Source organism: Streptomyces sp. NPDC052773, assembly GCF_044547145.1.
Taxonomy (GTDB): Bacteria; Actinomycetota; Actinomycetes; order Streptomycetales; family Streptomycetaceae; genus Streptomyces.
The window spans coordinates 340,770-358,367 of record NZ_JBITZX010000008.1; the positions used below are offsets into that span (position 1 = coordinate 340,770).

The 17,598-nt window shown below is 70.5% G+C and carries 15 protein-coding genes, 2 rRNA genes and 1 riboswitch; of the genes, 4 read left to right on the plus strand and 13 right to left on the minus strand.

Annotated elements, in window-relative coordinates; all coding sequences use genetic code 11:
* The first annotated feature begins 113 nt into the window (after window positions 1-113).
* From modA to ACIG0D_RS20595, 3 genes are read left to right on the plus strand one after another with little or no spacing between them, the layout of a single operon-like run.
* Window positions 114-920 carry a molybdate ABC transporter substrate-binding protein gene (gene modA, locus ACIG0D_RS20585; protein ID WP_399802699.1) on the plus strand — a complete coding sequence of 269 codons (807 nt, stop codon included), beginning with the start codon at window positions 114-116 and terminating at the stop codon, window positions 918-920.
* A complete protein-coding gene (gene modB, locus ACIG0D_RS20590) occupies window positions 917-1,747 on the plus strand; it encodes a molybdate ABC transporter permease subunit (protein WP_399802702.1) in 831 nt (276 codons plus the stop codon). The genes modA and modB overlap by 4 nt, the downstream gene beginning before the upstream one ends.
* Window positions 1,744-2,901 (plus strand): ABC transporter ATP-binding protein, encoded by a 1,158-nt coding sequence (locus ACIG0D_RS20595; RefSeq protein WP_399802704.1) that lies wholly within the window; start codon window positions 1,744-1,746, stop codon window positions 2,899-2,901. The genes modB and ACIG0D_RS20595 overlap by 4 nt, the downstream gene beginning before the upstream one ends.
* An 81-nt stretch (window positions 2,902-2,982) precedes the next feature.
* On the opposite strand, the gene gcvP is transcribed toward ACIG0D_RS20595, so the two are convergent.
* A complete protein-coding gene (gcvP, locus tag ACIG0D_RS20600) occupies window positions 2,983-5,868 on the minus strand; it encodes an aminomethyl-transferring glycine dehydrogenase (RefSeq protein ID WP_399802706.1) in 2,886 nt (961 codons plus the stop codon).
* Between the two features lie 176 nt (window positions 5,869-6,044).
* A riboswitch (glycine riboswitch) is annotated at window positions 6,045-6,139 on the minus strand.
* 113 nt (window positions 6,140-6,252) lie between these two features.
* On the opposite strand from gcvP, the gene ACIG0D_RS20605 reads away from it, so the two are divergent.
* Window positions 6,253-6,624, plus strand: coding sequence for a PRC-barrel domain-containing protein (locus ACIG0D_RS20605; protein ID WP_399802709.1), 372 nt, complete (start codon window positions 6,253-6,255; stop codon window positions 6,622-6,624).
* Window positions 6,625-6,865: 241 nt separating this feature from the next.
* Here the strand turns inward: ACIG0D_RS20605 and ACIG0D_RS20610 are convergent, their stop codons facing one another.
* The 12 genes from ACIG0D_RS20610 to ACIG0D_RS20665 form a co-directional block, all read right to left on the minus strand.
* On the minus strand, window positions 6,866-8,269 hold the full coding sequence (locus ACIG0D_RS20610) for a DNA polymerase IV (protein WP_399802711.1): 1,404 nt from the start codon (window positions 8,267-8,269) through the stop codon (window positions 6,866-6,868).
* A 179-nt stretch (window positions 8,270-8,448) separates the two neighbouring features.
* Window positions 8,449-9,090, minus strand: coding sequence for a MerR family transcriptional regulator (locus ACIG0D_RS20615; protein WP_365762050.1), 642 nt, complete (start codon window positions 9,088-9,090; stop codon window positions 8,449-8,451).
* A 251-nt stretch (window positions 9,091-9,341) separates the two neighbouring features.
* Window positions 9,342-9,815, minus strand: coding sequence for a bifunctional nuclease family protein (locus tag ACIG0D_RS20620; protein ID WP_004002801.1), 474 nt, complete (start codon window positions 9,813-9,815; stop codon window positions 9,342-9,344).
* A 181-nt stretch (window positions 9,816-9,996) separates the two neighbouring features.
* Window positions 9,997-10,734, minus strand: coding sequence for a MerR family transcriptional regulator (locus ACIG0D_RS20625; protein WP_399802714.1), 738 nt, complete (start codon window positions 10,732-10,734; stop codon window positions 9,997-9,999).
* Window positions 10,735-10,777: 43 nt separating this feature from the next.
* Entirely contained in the window at window positions 10,778-11,734 is a 957-nt protein-coding gene (locus ACIG0D_RS20630) for an FHA domain-containing protein (protein WP_365762054.1), read from the minus strand.
* A 61-nt stretch (window positions 11,735-11,795) separates the two neighbouring features.
* Window positions 11,796-12,629: a DUF881 domain-containing protein gene (locus tag ACIG0D_RS20635; protein WP_399802718.1), complete on the minus strand. Its 834-nt coding sequence runs from the start codon at window positions 12,627-12,629 to the stop codon at window positions 11,796-11,798.
* 5 nt (window positions 12,630-12,634) lie between these two features.
* Complete coding sequence (locus tag ACIG0D_RS20640) at window positions 12,635-12,967, minus strand: small basic family protein (protein WP_003988855.1); 333 nt, start codon at window positions 12,965-12,967, stop codon at window positions 12,635-12,637.
* Entirely contained in the window at window positions 12,964-13,893 is a 930-nt protein-coding gene (locus tag ACIG0D_RS20645) for a DUF881 domain-containing protein (RefSeq protein WP_399802720.1), read from the minus strand. The genes ACIG0D_RS20640 and ACIG0D_RS20645 overlap by 4 nt, the downstream gene beginning before the upstream one ends.
* Before the next feature lie 99 nt (window positions 13,894-13,992).
* Window positions 13,993-16,488: a sugar phosphate nucleotidyltransferase gene (locus ACIG0D_RS20650; RefSeq protein WP_399802722.1), complete on the minus strand. Its 2,496-nt coding sequence runs from the start codon at window positions 16,486-16,488 to the stop codon at window positions 13,993-13,995.
* 115 nt (window positions 16,489-16,603) lie between these two features.
* Window positions 16,604-17,212 carry a CDP-alcohol phosphatidyltransferase family protein gene (locus tag ACIG0D_RS20655; RefSeq protein WP_399802724.1) on the minus strand — a complete coding sequence of 203 codons (609 nt, stop codon included), beginning with the start codon at window positions 17,210-17,212 and terminating at the stop codon, window positions 16,604-16,606.
* 109 nt (window positions 17,213-17,321) lie between these two features.
* Window positions 17,322-17,438 (minus strand): 5S ribosomal RNA (gene rrf / locus ACIG0D_RS20660).
* Window positions 17,439-17,525: 87 nt separating this feature from the next.
* A 23S ribosomal RNA gene (locus tag ACIG0D_RS20665) occupies window positions 17,526-17,598 on the minus strand; the annotation flags it as partial.

Sequence of the window (17,598 nt, forward strand, 5' to 3'; positions counted from 1 at the left end):
CGCCCAGCTTCGGGTGCAAGTTGGCTCATGCGATGCTCCAGCAGACATCTGCCTCGCATCTGCGTCAGTATGATCGGTGTTGAGCCCGCAGCTGCCCGAGGAGTGGCCCCGCGATGACCCGTATCACCCGCCGGACCCCGCGCATCGCCGCCGCCGGCGCGGGCGCCGCGGTGCTGCTCGCGCTGGGCGCCTGCTCCTCGTCCTCCGGTGACACGACCGCCGACGCCTCCGGGTCCCCGAAGCTCTCCGGCACGGTCACCGTCTTCGCCGCCGCCTCCCTCGAGGAGAGCTTCGAGAAGCTGGGCGAGGAGTTCGAGCAGCGGCACCCCGGCACCGAGGTCACCTTCAGCTTCGGCGGCAGCGACAGCCTCGCCGCGGGCATCACCAACGGCGCGCCCGCCGACGTATTCGCCGCCGCGAGCCCGAAGACCATGGCCCTCGTGACGAACCGGGACGGTACGGACGGCAAGCCGGTCACCTTCGTCCGCAACCAGCTCCAGATCGCCACCCTGCCGGGCAACCCCGACAGGATCTCCTCGCTCGAGGACCTCGCAAAGTCCGGTGTGAAGGTCGTGCTGTGCGACAAGGAGGTGCCCTGCGGGGCAGCCACACAGAAGGCCCTCGACGCCGCCGGACTCGACCTCGAGCCCGCCTCCTACGAGCAGGACGTCAAGGGCGCCCTGACCAAGGTGGAGCTGAAGGAGGCCGACGCGGCCGTCGTGTACCGGACGGACGTCCGGGCCGCGGGTGACAAGGTGGACGGCGTGGACTTCCCCGAGTCGGCCGACGCCGTCAACGACTACCCGATCGCCCTGTTGGAGGACGCGCCGAACCGCACGGCCGCCAGGGCGTTCATCGCGCTGGTGCGGTCCCCCGAGGGCCAGAAGGTGCTGACCGAGGCCGGGTTCCTCAAGCCATGAGCGCCCGGAGCCTGACGGGCGGACCGCCGCGCAAACGGCCCAGGGGTTCCCTCGCCGTGCCCCTGCCGCTGCTGCTGCCCGCCCTGCTCGGCCTGGCGTTCCTGCTGGTCCCGCTGCTCGCCCTGCTCGTGCGCACCCCCTGGGGCAGTCTGCCGGACCAGCTGACCAGCCCGGGGGTGTGGGAGGCGCTGCGGCTGTCCCTGATCTGCGCCACGGCCGCGACCGCGCTCAGCCTGGTCCTCGGGGTGCCGCTGGCGTGGCTGCTGGCCCGCACGGAGTTCCCCGGCCGCGGCCTGGTCCGTGCCCTGGTGACCCTGCCGCTGGTGCTGCCGCCCGTGGTGGGCGGTGTCGCGCTGCTGCTCGCGCTCGGCCGCAACGGCGTCGTCGGACGGTGGCTGGACGCGTGGTTCGGCATCACGCTGCCGTTCACCACGGCGGGCGTCGTCCTCGCGGAGACGTTCGTCGCCATGCCGTTCCTGGTCATCAGCGTGGAGGGCACCCTGCGCGCCGCCGACCGGCGCTACGAGGAGGCCGCCACCACCCTGGGCGCCTCCCGGTTCACCGCCTTCCGCCGGGTCACCCTGCCCCTGATCGCCCCCGGCGTCGCGGCGGGCGCCGTCCTCGCCTGGGCTCGCGCCCTCGGCGAGTTCGGCGCGACGATCACCTTCGCGGGCAACTTCCCCGGCCGCACCCAGACCATGCCGCTCGCCGTCTACCTGGCCCTCCAGAACGACCCCGCCGCCGCGATCGCCCTCAGCCTGGTCCTCCTGGCCGTGTCCATCGCGGTCCTGGCGGGCCTGCGGGACCGCTGGATGAGAGCCACATGACAGAGAACCACGCACCGAGGGACAGCACCCCGGGCGAAGCCCCCGCCGCGCCCGCGGGCCCCGCGGGCCCCGAAGTTCCCGCAGCCCCCGCAGCCCCCGCAGCCCCCGCACAGAGCAACGGCCTGGACGCCCGCCTGATCGTCGACCGCGGCACCTTCCGCCTGGACGTCGCCCTCTCCGCCGCCCCCGGCGACGTCGTAGCCCTCCTCGGCCCGAACGGCGCCGGCAAGACCACCGCGCTGCGCGCCCTCGCCGGGCTGACCCCGCTCACCGGCGGTCACCTCCGTCTGGACGGCGTCGCCCTGGACCGTACGCCGCCCGAGTCCCGCCCGGTCGGCGTCGTCTTCCAGGACTACCTGCTCTTCCCGCATCTGACGGCCCTGGACAACGTGGCGTTCGGCCCGCGCTGCCAGGGCGCGACGAAGGCGGAGGCCCGCGCCCAGGCCGCCGCCTGGCTGGACCGCATGGGCCTCGCCGAACACGCGGGTGCCAAGCCGCGCCGTCTCTCCGGCGGCCAGGCCCAGCGCGTGGCCCTCGCCCGCGCCCTGGCCACCCGGCCCCGGCTGCTGCTCCTGGACGAGCCGCTGGCCGCCCTGGACGCCCGTACCCGCCTCGAGGTGCGGGCGCGGCTCCGCCACCACCTGGCCGATTTCGAGGCGGTCGCCGTCCTGGTCACCCATGACCCGCTGGACGCCATGGTGCTGGCCGACCGGCTGGTGGTCGTCGAGCACGGCCGGATCGTCCAGGAGGGCACCCCGGCCGAGATCGCCCGCCGCCCGCGCACCGACTACGTCGCCCAGCTGGTCGGCCTGAACCTCTACAAGGGCACCGCCGACGGCCACACCGTCCGCCTCGACGCGGGCCCCGCCATCACCACCACCGAAGACCTCACCGGCCCGGTCTTCGTCGCCTTCCCCCCGGGAGCGGTCACCCTCTACCGGGAGCGCCCCACGGGCTCCAGCGCCCGCAATCTCTGGCGCTGCGAGGTCACCGGTCTGGAGACGCACGGCGACCAGATCCGCGCCGCCCTCACCGGCGAGCTGCCCCTGGTCGCCGACCTCACCACGGTCGCCGCCGCCGAGCTGGACCTCCACCCGGGCGCCGAGGTGTGGGCCACCGTCAAGGCCGCCCAGACGCACGCCTACCCCGCCTGAGAGCCTCCGGAGGCCGCCCGGGAACGCGGAAGGGCCCCGCCCCGGCCGTCCGGACCGAAGCGGGGCCCCACACTCACGAGATCAGTCCTCGTACGCGTCCAGCGGCGGGCACGAGCACACCAGGTTCCGGTCACCGAACGCCTGGTCGATCCGGCGCACCGGCGGCCAGTACTTGTCGGCGACGGAGACACCGCCCGGGAAGACGGCCTCCTCGCGGCTGTACGCGTGCTCCCACTTACCGCCGACCGCGCCCGCGGTGTGCGGCGCGTTGCGCAGCGGGTTGTCGTCGGCGGGCCACTCGCCCGTGCCGACCTTCTCGATCTCCGCGCGGATGGCGATCATCGCGTCGCAGAACCGGTCCAGCTCGGTCAGGTCCTCGGACTCGGTCGGCTCGATCATCAACGTGCCGGCCACCGGGAAGGACATCGTCGGCGCGTGGAAGCCGTAGTCGATGAGCCGCTTGGCGACGTCGTCGACGCTCACGCCGGTCGCCTTGGTGATCGGACGCAGGTCGATGATGCACTCGTGCGCGACCAGGCCGCCGGGGCCGGTGTACAGCACCGGGTAGTGCGGCTCGAGGCGCTTGGCGATGTAGTTGGCGCTGAGCACGGCCACCTGCGTGGCCCGCTTCAGGCCCTCGCCGCCCATCAGGCGGACGTACGCCCAGGAGATCGGCAGGATGCCCGCGGAGCCCCACGGCGCGGCCGAGATCGGGCCGACGCCCGTCTCCGGGCCGGCGGCCGGCTGGAGCGGGTGGTTCGGCAGGTACGGCGCCAGGTGCTCGCGTACGGCCACCGGGCCGACGCCGGGACCGCCGCCGCCGTGCGGGATGCAGAACGTCTTGTGCAGGTTCAGGTGCGACACGTCGCCGCCGAAGTGACCCGGCTTGGCGAGGCCGACCAGCGCGTTCAGGTTGGCGCCGTCGACGTACACCTGGCCGCCGGCCTCGTGGACCCGCGCGCAGATGTCGGAGACGTGCTCCTCGAACACACCGTGCGTCGACGGGTACGTGATCATCAGCACCGCCAGCTCGTCGCGGTACTGCTCGATCTTGGCCCGCAGGTCCTCGACGTCGATCTCGCCGTCCTCGGCGGTCTTGACGACGACGACCTTCATCCCGGCCATGACCGCGCTCGCGGCGTTGGTGCCGTGCGCGGAGGACGGGATGAGGCACACGGTGCGCTGCTCGTCGCCGTTGGCCCGGTGGTAGCCGCGTACGGCGAGCAGACCGGCCAGCTCGCCCTGCGAACCGGCGTTCGGCTGGAGCGACACCTTGTCGTAGCCGGTGACCTCGGCGAGACGTTCCTCCAGCTCGCGGATGAGCGTGAGGTAGCCCTCCGCCTGCTCGGCGGGCGCGAACGGGTGCAGCTGCCCGAACTCCGGCCAGGTGACCGGCTCCATCTCCGTGGTCGCGTTGAGCTTCATGGTGCAGGAGCCCAGCGGGATCATGCCGCGGTCCAGCGCGTAGTCGCGGTCGGCGAGCCGGCGCAGGTAGCGCAGCATCGCGGTCTCGGAGCGGTGCTGGTGGAAGACCGGGTGGGTGAGGAAGTCGTCGCTGCGCAGCAGCGCGCCCGGCAGGGCGTCCTCGGTGGCCGCGTCCAGCGCCTCGATGTCGCCCTCGACACCGAAGGCGCTCCACACGGCGCCCAGCTGGGCGCGGGTGGTGGTCTCGTCGCAGGCGATCGACACCCGGTCGGCGTCGACGAGGCGCAGGTTGACGCCGTTCTCGCGGGCGGCGGCCACGACCTCGGCGGCCCGGCCCGGCACCCGCGCGGTGACGGTGTCGAAGAAGGAGCCGTGGACGACCTCGACCCCGCCGTCGCGCAGGCCCGCGGCCAGCAGCGACGCGTAGCGGTGGGTGCGCCGCGCGATGCCCTTCAGGCCGTCCGGGCCGTGGTAGACGGCGTACATCCCGGCCATCACGGCGAGCAGCACCTGCGCGGTGCAGATGTTGCTGGTCGCCTTCTCGCGGCGGATGTGCTGCTCACGGGTCTGCAGCGCGAGGCGGTACGCCCTGTTGCCGTCGGCGTCCACAGACACGCCCACCAGCCGCCCGGGCAGGCTGCGCGCCATCTTCTCCTGGACCGCCATGTAACCGGCGTGCGGACCGCCGAAGCCCATCGGCACACCGAACCGCTGAGTGGTGCCCACGGCGATGTCCGCGCCCAGCTCACCGGGCGACTTCAGCAGCGTCAGCGCGAGCAGGTCGGCGGCGACGGTGACCAGCGCGCCCCGCTCGTGCGCCTGGTCGATGACCGGCTTGATGTCCCGTACGGCACCGGAGGCGCCGGGGTACTGGACGAGGACGCCGTTGATCTCCCGCCCGTCCAGCTCGGCCGGGATTCCCTCGGAGAGGTCCGCGACGACGACCTCGACGCCGGTCGGCTCGGCGCGCGTCTGGATCACCGCGATGGTCTGCGGCAGCGCGTCCGCGTCGACCAGGAACAGGCCCTTCTTGTTCTTGCCCATGCGCCGGGAGAGCGCCATCGCCTCGGCGGCGGCCGTGCCCTCGTCGAGCAGCGAGGCGCCGGAGGTCGGCAGGCCGGTGAGGTCGGCGACCATGGTCTGGAAGTTCAGCAGCGCCTCGAGCCGCCCCTGGGAGATCTCCGGCTGGTACGGCGTGTAGGCCGTGTACCAGGCGGGGTTCTCCATGACGTTGCGCAGGATGACGGGCGGCGTGAAGGTGCCGTAGTACCCCAGGCCGATCATGGAGTCGAGGACCTGGTTGCGGTCGGCGAGCGCGCGCAGCTCGGCCAGCACCTCGGCCTCGGAGCGCGCACCCGGCAGGTCCAGGGCGTCGGCGTTCTTGATCACATCCGGGACCGCGGCGGCGGTGAGCTCGTCCAGCGAGCCGTAGCCGACCTGCGCGAGCATCTTCGCCCGAGCCTCCTGGTCGGGCCCGATGTGGCGCTGCTCGAACGGAATGCCCTGCTCGAGCTCGGAGAGCGGAATGCGATGGGCGGTCATTGCGGAGGCCTCCTGGTCTGACGCGACCTGCGAGGGGCACCACGGCGCGGGTGCCCGGACGGCCTCCCCCTCTGTCATCTCAACCTGAGAGCTTCACCGGATCGCCCGAGGGGATCCGGCTTTCACCGTCGGTGAGAGCGGAAGCCGTCGACACCCGCTCTGCTTTCCAGAGTGACCTCGTCCGTGCGGTACGTGGGCCTGAGAGATTCCGGGGAGGATTTGCTCCTTCGGCGCCTCCGGGTGATCCGGAGGACTCTCCCGCACGGGGTCAGCAGCCGTTGTCAGCGTACCAGCGAGGGCAACGCCCAGGCGTTCGAGTGGCCGCGTTCCCCAAAGTGCTCTTTCGTAGTGCTATCGAATGAGTTGCGACCACGTGGAGGGCCCGTGCAGACCGATATCGATCCGCGCAACCTGATCGGCCGCAAGGCGTTCGACCGCAACGGCACCAAGATCGGCACCATCGACGAGGTCTACCTCGACGACGCGACCGGCGTCCCGGAGTGGGCGGCCATACGGACCGGGCTGTTCAGCAGGGACGCCTTCGTCCCCCTCGAACCCAGCGAGCTGATCGAGGGCAGCCTCCACGTGCCCTTCGACCGCGCCCTGATCAAGGACGCGCCCGACTTCGGCGTGGGCCGCCATCTCTCCCCCGAGCAGGAACTCCAGCTCTACCACCACTACGGTCTCGACATCGCGGCCCCTCCAGCGCTCCCGGACCACGACTTCGGCAAGCTGGCGGGCACGGACGAGACCTGAAGACCCCGGGGTGAGCGACCGCGGCGGGGCCGAGCCGGGCACCCACCGGCTTCACCCACCGAGCCCGCTCGCCCACACAGCCCCAGCCGCTCACCCCGGGCCCATCCCCCCCGGCCCCCGGCCCTCACGGCCTCCGGGGGCGCTGCGCCGACGCAGCCCCTACGCCACTCGACCGCTCCCCCGGGCGCCACCGACGACTCACCCAGGCGCCGCCGACCACTCCCCGGGCGCCGCCGACCACTCACCCGGGCACCGCTCGTCGAGCCCCGTCCCCCAAGGCTCCGGATCCCCCGTCTCCCTCGTCGCCCCCCGGTCTTCGCGCAACCAGCGGCAACGGCTCGGCCGGCTCCAGCGCCGGATCGTCGATCCGGAACGTCCGCACCCGTCCCGGCTCCGAGTCCGGTGTCTCGAACCGCACGGTCACCCTCCCCAGCCCACTGCCCTGCACCCATCCGTGTCCGAACTCGGCGTGCCGCACGTCGTGCCCCGCAGGCCACCGCCGCTCGGTCTGCTCGGCCTCGGCCGGCGCCCGCTCCTCGGCCCCCTCCTCCACGGGCCCGTCCTCCCGCTCCCCCGCCGCCTGGGCGAACAGATCCTCCTGCGTGAAGTCCGCGAGACCGCTGACACCGACCCCCAGCAGCCGTACGCCGCCCGTGGTGTCCACGGACTCCAGCAGCCGCGCCGCGGCCTCCCGCACCACCGCCGGGTCGTCCGTGGGCCCGCGCAGCGTCTCGGACCGGGTCAGCGTGGAGAAGTCGTACCGCCGCACCTTCAGCACGATGGTCCGCCCCGACAGCCCCGCGCCCCGCAGCCTGCGCACACACCGGTCCGCCAGCCGCCGCACCTCCATCCCCACCCGGAGCCGGTCGTGGATGTCCACGTCGTAGGTGTCCTCGACCGACACCGACTTGGTCTCCCGCTCCGCCACCACCGGCCGGTCGTCGCGCGCCAGCGCCATCGCGTAGAGCGCGTGCCCGTGCGCCTTGCCCAGCAGCCGCACCAGCTCGTCCTCCCCTGCCTCGGCCAGCTCACCGACCGTGGTGATACCGGCCCGCCGCAGATGGTCGCCCGTCGCCGGCCCCACCCCCGGCAGCGTCCGCACCGACATCGGCTCGAGCAGCGCCCGCTCCGTCCCCGGCGGGATCAGCACCAGACCGTCGGGCTTGGCCTGCTCGGAGGCGATCTTCGCGAGCATCTTGGAGGCGGCCAGCCCCACCGACCCGGTCAGACCGGTGACCTCCCGGATGTCCGCGCGCAGCTTCACCCCGGCCAGCCGCGCCGACTCCTCGTCCCACGCCGCGCCCCCGGCCTCCAGATCGACGAACGCCTCGTCCAGGCTCAACGGCTCCACCAGCGGCGACAGCGACCGCAGCAGTCCCATGACCTGCTCGCTGATCGACCGGTAGAACTCGAAGCGCGGCACGAGATAGGCCGCGTTCGGCGCCAGCCGCCGCGCCTGCGCCATCGGCATCGCCGAGTGCACCCCGAAGACCCGCGCCTCGTACGAGGCCGTTGCCACCACCCCGCGCGGCCCCAGCCCGCCCACGATGACGGCCTTCCCGCGCAGGCTCGGCTTCGACGCCTGTTCCACCGAGGCGAAGAAGGCGTCCATGTCGAGATGCAGGATCGTCGGCGCGGTTCTCACATCTCCGATGCTGCACCACACCACTGACAATGCGGCCGCGACCGCCACCGATCACGCGGGGACCGCTCGGATCGGCTTCGCGACCGTTTCAGGCCGCGCATTCAGACCGCGTGTTCCGGCCTCGCGTTCAGACCGCCTGTTCCGACCGCGCGCTCAGACCGCTTGTTCCGGCCGCGCGTTCAGACCGCGCGGTTGCGCCGCCGCGCCAGCTCGTCGGCCGGATTGTGCCCGACCAGCGTCTCCCCCGTGTCGATGCGCTCACCGTGCAGCTGGGACAGCGCGTTCTCGACGTCCCGCCACACCACGCCGACCGCGATCCCGAAGATGCCCTGACCGCCCTGGAGCAGCGCGTGGACCTCGTCGGGCGAGGTGCACTCGTACACCGTCGCGCCGTCGCTCATCAGCGTCATCCGCTCGAGATCACGGAAACCGCGTTCCCTGAGATGCTGAACGGCGGTGCGGATGTTCTGCAGCGACACCCCGGTGTCGAGGAACCGCTTGACGATCTTCAGGACGACGACGTCCCGGAAGCTGTACAACCGCTGCGTCCCCGACCCGTAGGCGGGCCGCACGCTCGGCTCGACCAGGCCCGTACGCGCCCAGTAGTCCAGTTGCCGGTAGGTGATGCCCGCCGCCGCACAGGCCGTCGGACCTCGGTAGCCGACCTCCTCGGTCGCATCGGACGCCGCCCCTCCGCCGCCGGGTACAGCCACCGGCCGCGGCGCAGCGTGACCGGCCGCCCGCCCAAGCGGGTACGGACCGCTCTCCCCCGGACTGCGTCCGGGGGCACCCCCAGCCGTACCGTCGCCGCTGCTTCTCACGCCGACCTCCGTCCTTGACCTGCCTTCTCGACGGTAGGCAGTCACCAAGGGTGCGTCAACGATCGCCACACTCGGCACGCCGAGTGATAATCACCCTAAGAGTGGTTTCCCGTGCCCCACCGCGGGGAAAGGCTAGCCGAATGCTCTCGGCGAGAGCCGCAGGACGCTCTCACGCGCCGTCGGCACATGCCCGCGGCGCGCTCTCACGGGACGCGGTCCGACCGCCCTGTGGCCTGCCGGACCGCCCCGTCTCACTGGCTGCTGGTGCCGAAGTCCTCGGGCGAGATCTGGTCGAGGAACTCGCGGAACTTCTCCACCTCGTCCTCCTGCTCGTCCGGAATCGCGATACCGGCGTCGTCGAGCACCCCGTCACTGCCGTAGATCGGAGTTCCGGTGCGCAGGGCCAGCGCTATGGCATCGGAAGGACGGGCGCTCACCTCGACCCCGCTGGCGAAGACCAGCTCCGCGTAGAAGACGCCTTCACGCAGATCCGTGATGCGTACTTCGGTGAGCTCCTGGCCGACGGCCTCCAGCACGTCCTTGAACAGGTCGTGGGTCAGCGGTCGCGCGGGGGCCATGCCCTGCTGGGCGAAGGCGATCGCCGTCGCCTCCCCCGGCCCGATCCAGATGGGGAGGTAGCGGTCGCCTCCCACTTCACGCAGGAGCACGATCGGTTGGTTGGAGGGCATCTCGACCCGGACACCTACGACATCGAGCTCGTTCACACAGCAACCCTAGGCCGTGCTCGGGATGTTTGGGTAGTCGGGCCGGCATCAGGCGCCCGATCCGGCCGCCCGCATCCCCTCGGACCTGCCCCGCGGCCCAACCGAATCGCGGCTTCGGACCTGCCCTGCGATCAACCGCATCGCGGCCCCAACCCCCGCACCGCGGCTCGGCGAGCCCGGCTCAGGGCAGCCGCACTCCGAGCGCGGTCTGCACGAGCGCCGCGTGCAGCTTCACCGCGAGCCCCGCCAGCTCCTTGGTCCGGGCCTCGGCGAGCGCTCTGGTCTGCGGGTTGCGGTGTCGTTTCAGCGGAGCCACGACCTGGTCCACCAGCCCGGCCTCCCGGTCGGCGGCGGCCTTCATCGACCGCAGATGCCGCGGCTCGATCCCGAATCGCCCCAGTTCGGCGACCAGCGTCGCCACGGTGACGCTCTCCGCGTCGTACACGCCGTCCGCCACCGCGGTGACCAGCCCGTACGCCTCCCACTCGGCGAGCTGGCGCTCGTCGATCCCGGCGGCGGCCAGCAGCTCGTCGCGCCCGATCCGGGCGGCCGTCGGCCCCTCGGCCGACTCGGGCACGGCCTCGCCGTCGCGCTGCCGGCCGAGCGTGGGCAGCCGCACGTCCTCGCCCCGCTCCATCGCGTCCAGGTGCTCGCGGATCACCTTCAGGGGCAGATAGTGGTCCCGCTGCATCCTCAGGACATGGCCGAGACGCTCGACGTCACCGGCACTGAACTTGCGATACCCCGAGGGGGTCCGCTGCGGCTCGATCAGCCCTTCCGACTCCAGGAAACGGATCTTGGAGATCGTGACTTCGGGAAACTCCTCGCGCAGCACGTTCAGCACCGTGCCGATGCTCATCAGCCCACTGTCCGCGGCGGCGGTACCACTACCGGCACCGCCGCTCGGTGATTGAAGCATGGACCTTCCCTGGGGTTCCCCCCGGACTGCGTCTGGGGGAGGGTCAGATGGCCTGCCGGCTGGCGTAGAAGACCAGTCGGTACTTGCCGATCTGCACCTCGTCGCCGTTCGACAGCGCGACCTGGTCGATCCGCTCACGGTTGACGTACGTGCCGTTCAGACTGCCGACGTCGGCCACCGTGAACGAGCCGTCCGGGCTGCGCCGGAACTCCACGTGCCGCCGGGAGACGGTGACGTCGTCCAGGAAGATGTCGCTCTGCGGATGACGTCCCGCCGTGGTCAGGTCGCTGTCGAGCAGGAAGCGGCTGCCCGAGTTCGGCCCGCGCCGCACCACCAGGAGTGCGGAGCCCAGCGGCAGCGCGTCGACGGCGGCCTGCGCCTCCGGGGAGAGCGTCGGCATCGGCGTCTGACCGGTGGCCTCCGCGTCGTAGGCCTCGAGACCGCTGATGGAGATCGTGGAGGTCGTCTCCGACGAACGCTCCGCCCCCGCCCGCAGCGGCGCGCCGCAGTGGGAACAGAAACGGCTGCTCTCCGCGTTGCGGTTACCGCACCTCGTACACACCAGGACCGACATGGACGGATCCTCCTGCCGCGGCTGCCCCGCCGGGGCATTGGACGCGTACGGACCAGAGGAGAACCCTCCACCCGTACTTGAGGTTGACGGTTGCCCGAAACCTATGCCGCCGGACTGGGCAGGGTCAACAGACGGCGCGCCCTGACCTCCCGGAATGTCACCGCCCGGACCAGCCACCTGGTCCCGGAACAGCGGGCGCTGGCCCTCCGCGTCAGGCTGCGCGCGATGGCGAGCGGTCGCGTTGCTGTCGCGGCCCTCTCGTGCGCTCTTGCCGAACAACTTCGCAAACAACTTCACGGGCGATTCCCCTTGACCGAAACAGACCCGCCCGTGGGGCAGGACGAACCCTGATTGCACACACTGGTCGAGCCGGACATCCTCACAACGTCCGTGTCCACCAGACAGTTTCCACCACGCACCACCCAATCGGTGCGCCGACCCCCCGCAACCTCATGCCCTCGCCGGACGTCAGCCATGCACCGCCGGTTCACTGGGAGGACGACCGAGCGTAGTCAGGTCGCTCCGCGGGCCGCAAGGCATCCACGATGATCTTGTCGGACCGCTCGACGGTCACGGTGGCCTGCTCCTTCTCAAGCGTCTGCACCACGCCTCCAGGGATGTTCAGCGCCGGTTCGAGGTCCTGCGGCTTGCCGATGACCTTGAAACGATAGGGCGCGTTGATCTTGTTCCCGTCGACGCTCACGCTTTTGCCGGAATCCGTGAGGTACGTCCCGGCGACCACCCGCACACCGTTCACCTGGATCGCCTCGGCGCCCGCCGCGCGCAGCTCCTGGATCGCGTCGAGCAGCATGTCCGCCTCGACCGTCCCCTTCGTGTCCACGATCGTCATGGTGATGCCGGGGCCCTCCGCGGCCACCGTGCCCGCGAGGACGCCGAGTTGTCTCTCCTTCTCGATCGTCTGCCGACGGGCCTCCTCGGCCTGGTTCGAGCTGTTCTCCAGCTCGTCCCGCTGCTCCTCGAGACCCTGCTTCTCGTCTTCAAGACGCTGTGTGCGGTCGTCGAGTTCATCGAGGATGCGCACCAGATCCTCCTGCCGCGCCCCGCGCAGCGCGCTGTCGCCGTCGCTGTTGGAGGCGACCTGCACGGCCAGCCCGAAGCCCAGCCCGAACAGCAGCAGCGCGACGATGAGTTGGGCACGGGTTACCCGCGGCGGCCACAGCCCCTTCACCAGCCGCTGCCGACCGGTCAGCACCGGCCCGCCCGTCTCCTCGGGCTCGGCCGCCCGCGGCGCCGGCGCCGGCACCTCCTCCGGCAGCTCCCTGCGCAGCCGGTTCTCGCCCGTCTCGTCCTGATCGCTCATCGGCCTCACGCCCGGAACACGTGCCGGCGGATCGCCGCGGCGTTGGAGAAGATCCGGATCCCGAGCACGACCACGACACCGGTGGACAGCTGCGCCCCCACACCCAACTTGTCGCCCAGGAACACGATCAGCGCGGCGACGACCACGTTCGACAGGAACGACACCACGAAGACCTTGTCGTCGAAGATGCCGTCGAGCATGGCCCGCAGACCACCGAAGACGGCGTCGAGTGCCGCCACGACGGCGATCGGCAGATACGGCTCGACGACCGCCGGAACCTCGGGCCGGACCAACAGGCCGGCCACGACTCCCACGACGAGGCCCAGTACGGCGATCACGATGTGCCTTTCTCAGTTCTCGGCTGTGCTGACTCGGTTCTCGGCTGCGCGGTGCGCACGGTCACGCTCGGCGCGGCCGGAAGCCGGAGATCGTCCTCCACGGAGATACCGGTCCGGATGCCGAAGTTCTCCTGCAAGGCATGCAGGTACAGCCCGTCCGCGCTGTTCTGGAACCGGGTGCTCAGCTGCTTCCCGTCCCCCACCGCCAGCACCGTGTACGGCGGCACCAGCGGCCGGTTGTCGACCAGTATGGCGTCGCCCGCGGCCCTGATCGCCGACAGGGCGGTCAGCCGCTGCCCGTTGATCGACACGGCCTCGGCGCCCGACTCCCACAGCCCGTTGACCACCCGCTGCATGTCCCGGTCGCGCACCCGTCCGGTGTCGGAGAAACCGGACGTCCCGCGCGGGTTCCCGTCACCGTCGGAGCCCGAGTCCTTGGCGTCGTTCACCACGAGCTTCACACCCGGTCCGTGCACCTCGGTGGCGCCCGACAGGATGCCGATCAGCTCGCCCTGACCGCCCCCGCCGCTGTGCTTGAGCGCGGCGCGCCGGCGCGCGTCGACCTCGTCGCGCAGCTTGTCGACGGCGTCCTCCAGCTCGTCGGCCGCGTCACTCTCCCGGTCGATACGGTCGATCAGCTCCTCGCGCTCCTTCGCCACGGCGGGAGCCGCCACCCGGGCCTGCGCGGCCCCGACGGTCACCACCAGGGCGGCCAGGACCAGCCCTGCGGCGAGTCCCAGCCGGGCCCGAAGCGTCTTGGGCATGCCCCCGTCACCCGCGGCCCGCTTGCGCGCCGCCGCCTCGGCGTACCCGTCGTCGAGGCTGTGATCCATGACGTTGGTGAGCAGCGACATGGACGCGTCCGGACGCGAGGGCGGGCGCGTCGACGTGCTCCGAACGGGGGGCTGCTGCGACATGCCGCACATCGTCGCACGTCGCGCCCGGTACCTCCGAATGGCCCCACCGGCGTGCCGGACAGGCCCCCTTGAGGGACACTTGTCCGGCACGCGCGCGTGCGGGGCGTTTTACCGCCCGGCGCTCTCCACGACCGCCGACCACTCGTCGAGCAGGGCCTGCGCGGACGCGTCGTCCGGCCCCTCGGCCCACAGATGCGTGACCGCCTCCGCCGGGTCGGGCAGGACCATCACCCAGCGCCCGTCGGCCTCCACCACGCGGACGCCGTCGGTGGTGTCCACGAAGCGGTCTCCGGCCGCCTCGACGACCCGCCGCATGACCAGGCCCTTGACGGCCCACGGAGTCGCCAGATCCCGCTTGAGGACGTGCGCCCGCGGAATCCGCGCGTCGATCTGGCTCAGCGTGAGCTGCGTCCGCGCCACCAGCCCGATGAGCCGTACGAAGGCCGCCGTGCCGTCGAAGACACTGCTGAACTCCGGAACGATGAAGCCGCCCTTGCCGTCGCCACCGAAGATCGTCGACTCCTCGGCCCCGACCCGCGTCAGATCGTCCGGCGAGGTCGTCGTCCACTCGACCTGCGTGCCGTGGTAGGCGGCCACCTGCTCCGCGATTCTCGTGGTGGTCACGGGCAGAGCCACCCGCCCGCTGCGCCGCTCCGCGGCCACCAGGTCGAGCATCACCAGCAGCGCCCGGTCGTCCTCGACGATGCGGCCCTTCTCGTCGACCAGCGACAGCCGCTCGCCGACGGGGTCGAACCGCACCCCGAACGCCGCCCGCGCGGACGCGACGATCTCCCCCAGCCGCACCAGCCCCTTGCGCCGCGTCTCCGCCGACTCGGTCGGCCTGGACTCGTCCAGACCCGGGTTGATCGTCAGGGAGTCCACCCCGAGCTTGCCCAGCAGGCTCGGCAGGACCAGCCCCGCGCTGCCGTTCGACGCGTCGACCACGACCTTCAGCCCGGACTCGGCGATCCCCGTCGTGTCGACGTTCCGCAGCAGCGACCCGGTGTACGAGTCGAACACACTCGCCGGGAAGTGCAGATCCCCGATCTCACCCGGGAACGCCCGCCGGTACTCCTGGCGCGCGAACACCCGGTCGAGCTTGCGCTGGCTGGCCTGCGAGAGATCCGCGCCCTGCCCGTCGAAGAACATGATGTCGACGGAGTCCGGCACCCCAGGCGTGGTCCGGATCATGATGCCGCCGGCACTCCCCCGCGCCGTCTGCTGCCGCGCCACCGGCAGCGGTACGTTCTCCAGGTCCCGTACGTCGATGGCGCTGGCCTGGAGCGCGGAGATCACCGCTCGCTTCAGCGCGCGGGCGCCTCGGGAGTGGTCGCGGGCCGTGGTGACGGTCGCGCCCTTCTTCAGCGTGGTGGCGTAGGCGCCGGCCAGCCGCACCGCCAGCTCCGGCGTGATCTCGACGTTCAGGATGCCGGAGACACCACGGGCACCGAAGAGGTGCGCCTGGCCCCTCGACTCCCAGATGACCGAGGTGTTGACGAAGGCACCGGCCTCGATCGTCTTGAACGGGTAGACCCGCACGTTGCCCTGCACGATCGATTCTTCACCGATCAGGCACTCGTCACCGATGACGGCGCCGTCCTCGATGCGGGCGGCGCGCATGATATCGGTGTTCTTGCCAACCACGCATCCGCGCAGGTTGCTGTGCGGTCCGACGTACACGTTGTCGTGCACCACGGCCTTGTGCAGGAACGCGCCGCTCTTGACGACGACGTTCGAGCCGACGACGGTGTGCTCCCGGATCTCTGCGCCGGCCTCCACCTTGGCGTAGTCGCCGATGTAGAGCGGTCCGCGCAGAACGGCGTCGGGATGCACCTCGGCGCCCTCGGCCACCCAGACACCCGGGGAGATCTCGAAGCCGTCGATCTCGACGTCGACCTTGCCCTCCAGGACGTCCGCCTGCGCCTTCACATAGCTCTCGTGCGTGCCGACGTCCTCCCAGTAGCCCTCGGCGACATAGCCGTAGATCGGCTTGCCCTCCTTCATGAGCTGGGGGAAGACATCGCCGGACCAGTCGACGGGCACATCGGCCTCGACGTAGTCGAAGACCTCGGGCTCCATCACGTAGATGCCGGTGTTCACCGTGTCCGAGAAGACCTGGCCCCAGGTCGGCTTCTCCAGGAAGCGCTCGACCTTGCCCTCTTCGTCGACGATGGTGATGCCGAATTCCAGAGGGTTGGGCACCCGCGTCAGACAGACGGTGACCAACGCGCCCTTTTCCTTGTGGAAGTTGATCAGGTCCGTGAGGTCGAAGTCGGTCAGGGCGTCACCGGAGATGACAAGGAAGGTGTCGTCCTTCAGCGCTTCTTCTGCGTTCTTGACGCTTCCCGCGGTACCGAGGGGCTTCTCCTCGTTGGCATAGGTGAGCTCCATACCGAGCTCTTCGCCGTCACCGAAGTAATTCTTGACCAGTGAGGCAAGGAACTGCACGGTGACAACGGTCTCGTTGAGTCCATGCCTTTTGAGCAGCCGCAGAACGTGCTCCATGATCGGCCGGTTGGCCACCGGCAGGAGCGGCTTGGGCATGCTTGAGGTCATCGGGCGAAGGCGCGTGCCTTCGCCGCCGGCCATCACGACGGCCTTCATGTCGGAAGCGTCCTCCTCGAAGAGACGACGGTCTAGCCGACTTCACCCGTCCGAATTGTCCCGCACTTTTCGTCAGCGGGCCATCGCGCCGTTGCGGTTGGTCGAATCGACGAGCTCAATCGGCCATGGCGTCCGCGCGAACCAGGCGGCGGACTTGTACCACGTAGAGGACTCCTGCCCACCAATACAGCGTTGTACCCCATCCGGCGAACGCCCATCCGAAAATAGCAGCGAGTGACGAGATCCATCCAGTACCGTCACTGAGCAGCAACAACGGGAAGGCATACATCAGGTTGAACGTGGCTGCCTTCCCAAGGAAGTTCACCTGCGGCGGCGGATAGCCATGGCGCCGGAGGATGGCCACCATCACCAGCAGAACCAGCTCTCGCGCCAGCAGTACAGCGGTCAACCAGAGCGGCAGAATCTCCCGCCAGGTGAGACCGACCAAGGTCGAGAGAATGTAGAGCCGGTCGGCCGCGGGATCGAGAAGCCGGCCAAGGCTGCTGATCTGGTTCCACCGCCGCGCCAGCTTGCCGTCCAGATAATCACTGACGCCGCTCAGGGCCAGTACCAGCAGCGCCCAGCCATCGCTCTTCGGGCCGCCGAACTCAGGCCTGAGGATCAGCCACAGGAAGAGGGGCACGCCGACGAGACGCGCCATGCTGAGGATGTTCGGGATGGTGAGCACCCGGTCTGTCTGAACACGGGTCTCCTGAACCTCCACCCGGGGGCCTCCTGTGGGAAACGTACGAACGATGCCCCCCGACCTTACCTCAACGCAAAAAAGCTCTGGCCCTCGGGCTGTATGCCCAAGAGCCAGAGCTCTAAAAGGAGTTCGGCGGCGTCCTACTCTCCCACAGGGTCCCCCCTGCAGTACCATCGGCGCTATAAGGCTTAGCTTCCGGGTTCGGAATGTAACCGGGCGTTTCCCTCACGCTATGACCACCGAAACACTATGAAACTGTCAACCGGAGCCGCGGCAACAGCTACGACGGTTGTTCGTGGTTTCAGAACTAACACAGTGGACGCGAGCAACTGAGGACAAGCCCTCGGCCTATTAGTACCGGTCAACTCCACACGTTACCGTGCTTCCATATCCGGCCTATCAAC